The 2,147-nt window shown below is 70.3% G+C and carries 4 protein-coding genes; all 4 read right to left on the bottom strand.

All coding sequences use genetic code 11. The features are described 5' to 3' along the window. A partial coding sequence (locus ACIA8L_RS18785; protein WP_395905971.1) for a hypothetical protein occupies nt 1–183 on the bottom strand: 183 nt, incomplete at its 3' end. 63 nt (nt 184–246) lie between these two features. Beyond that, complete coding sequence (locus tag ACIA8L_RS18780; protein ID WP_395905969.1) at nt 247–1,011, bottom strand: methyltransferase domain-containing protein; 765 nt, start codon at nt 1,009–1,011, stop codon at nt 247–249. Nucleotides 1,012–1,353: 342 nt separating this feature from the next. Beyond that, nucleotides 1,354–1,899: an HD domain-containing protein gene (locus tag ACIA8L_RS18775; RefSeq protein ID WP_395905967.1), complete on the bottom strand. Its 546-nt coding sequence runs from the start codon at nt 1,897–1,899 to the stop codon at nt 1,354–1,356. Between the two features lie 3 nt (nt 1,900–1,902). Next, the coding region (locus ACIA8L_RS18770) for an alanine-zipper protein (RefSeq protein WP_395905965.1) at nt 1,903–2,147 on the bottom strand (245 nt) is incomplete at its 5' end.

Raw genomic sequence — 2,147 nt, 5'->3', positions numbered from 1 at the left:
AGCGCGCAGGACGAGCAGCACGCGGAACGGACAGCGCGCGAAACGGACAGCGCGCAGGACGAGCAGCACGCGGAACGGACAGCGCGCGAAACGGACAGCGCGCAGGACGAGCAGCACGCGGAACGGACAGCGCGCGAAACGGACGACGCCCGGAACGGACAGCGCGCAGGACGAGCTGTGCACGAAGGCGAGCAGCGTGCGGAACGGACAGCGGGCCGAGCGGCGGTGCGCGGAATTGGCTGGCGCTTAGACGGTCGCTGCGGCTACCCACATCGTGAGGGTGGCCAGGAAGTCACCGCGCGAGCCGGCCTCGGCCAGGGCCGAGAACCACTCCTCGCGCAGGTCAGTCGGGATCAGTCCGGCCTCGGCCGGCACCGCCGGGTTCACCATCGGCAGCACCGCCGCGGCCGCGACCGGATCGGCGAAGTACAGCGCCACCGGCACCGCCGTCACCTCCTGCAGCCCGCCCCGCAGCAACCTTCGCCGCAGCGTGCGCCCCATGTCCAGGTGCTGCCCGACGACCGTGGCCAGCAAATGTGCCCGGACCCGCGCGACCAGCGGATACGGCAGCCCGTCGACGGCCACCGACTCCCAGTCCGTGTCGACCAGACAGACCCGCCCACCGGGCCGCGTGACCCGCGCCAACTCGGTCACGGCCGTGTCCGGTTCGGCAAGATGCTGCAGCACCCGCTCACAGTGCACCGCATCAAACGACCCGTCGGGAAAGTTCAAACGACAGACATCGCCCTGGGTGTACTGCACACACGTGCCCTCATCCCGCGCGTATGCGGCCGCGAGGGCCTCCGCCGACGCGTCGACGGCCACGACCGAGCCGGTCCCGCCCAGCCTCGTCGCGAGCAGGCGCGCGACCTCGCCGGTGCCGGTGCCCGCGTCGAGGACCCGCTGCCCCGGCTCGACGTGCAGCGCGGCGAACGCGACCTCGCGCACCCGCTGGACCTCGGGGTTCGCGGCGATCTGGCCGAGGGCGGAGTACGGCACATCGGTGACCATCACGCCAGTTTCGCTCGGCGCGCCCGTCACGGCTGCCCGGAAACTGATCGTCAATCCGACATCAGCATGACAAACACGCGGCGACACTCCCGAAACCCCACGACCACAGCCCGCGCACCTCCACCTGCCCATCCCACCCGCGCCCAGCGCACAACCACGCCGCCGGCGGACATCGTGGCCGACCGGAAACTGATCGTCAATCCGACATCAGCACGACAAACACGCGGCGACACTCCCGAAACCCCACGACCACAACCCGCGCACCTCCACCTGCCCATCCCACCCACGACCAGCGCACAACCACGCCATCGGCGGACATCGCGGCCGACCGGCAACTGATCGTCAAGCCGACACGAGTGTGACGAGCAGGCGGCGGTACTCCCGGAACGGCGCGACCGCGGCCCCGGGCACTTTGGCCTGCTCGTCCCACCGGCGCAGGGTGACGGCGTCGGCGGCGTACTCCGAGGCCGCGAACCGGTCCGCCTGCTCCGAAGTCATCGGTCCGCCCTGCACGCCGAGCGTGAACTTCGACGCGTCCGACAGCCGGTCGTAGTATCCGGGCTCAATCGCGCACAGGTATCGCTTCGCCGCGACGTGGAGCCGCACCGGCTCGCAGACCGCGGGGCCGAACCACTGCGCGAGCCAGTCCGCGCCGGTGTCGGAGTGCCGGTTGTCCCGCCCCTCCATGAGGTCGGCCCCGGTCAACACGCCTTGAAAGTGCCCGACATCGTGCAGGAGCGCGGCGGCGATCAGCGGTGCCGGCGCCTTTACGTGCACGGCCAGTGCCGCAGTCTGCAGCATGTGCTCGGCCTGAGTGACGGGTTCGCCCAGATAGTCCTGCGCGCCCTCGCTCTCGAACAGTGCCTGGATCACATCGATCGCGTCCATCCATCACCTCCACGGGTCCACGGCCACGCGCAGTGCACGGCCGGCTTGCTCGAATGCGCGAGCGGCTTGCTTGGATGCGCGATCGGCTTGCTCGAATGCGCGAGCGGCTTGCTTGGATGCGCGATCGGCTTGCTCGGATGCGCGATCGGCTTGCTCGGATGCGCGATCGACATCCCGAACGAACTCACCGCAGCCGCCGAAGTGCGACAACGCGGACGGGCCGCCGGACCGCTCCGCGTGCGTGATTG

Origin of the sequence: Dactylosporangium sp. NPDC051541 (assembly GCF_044454505.1) — a bacterium.
Taxonomy (GTDB): Bacteria; Actinomycetota; Actinomycetes; order Mycobacteriales; family Micromonosporaceae; genus Dactylosporangium.
Note: the sequence above shows the minus strand (reverse complement) of the source record. Positions and strands in the feature narration are given on the sequence as shown.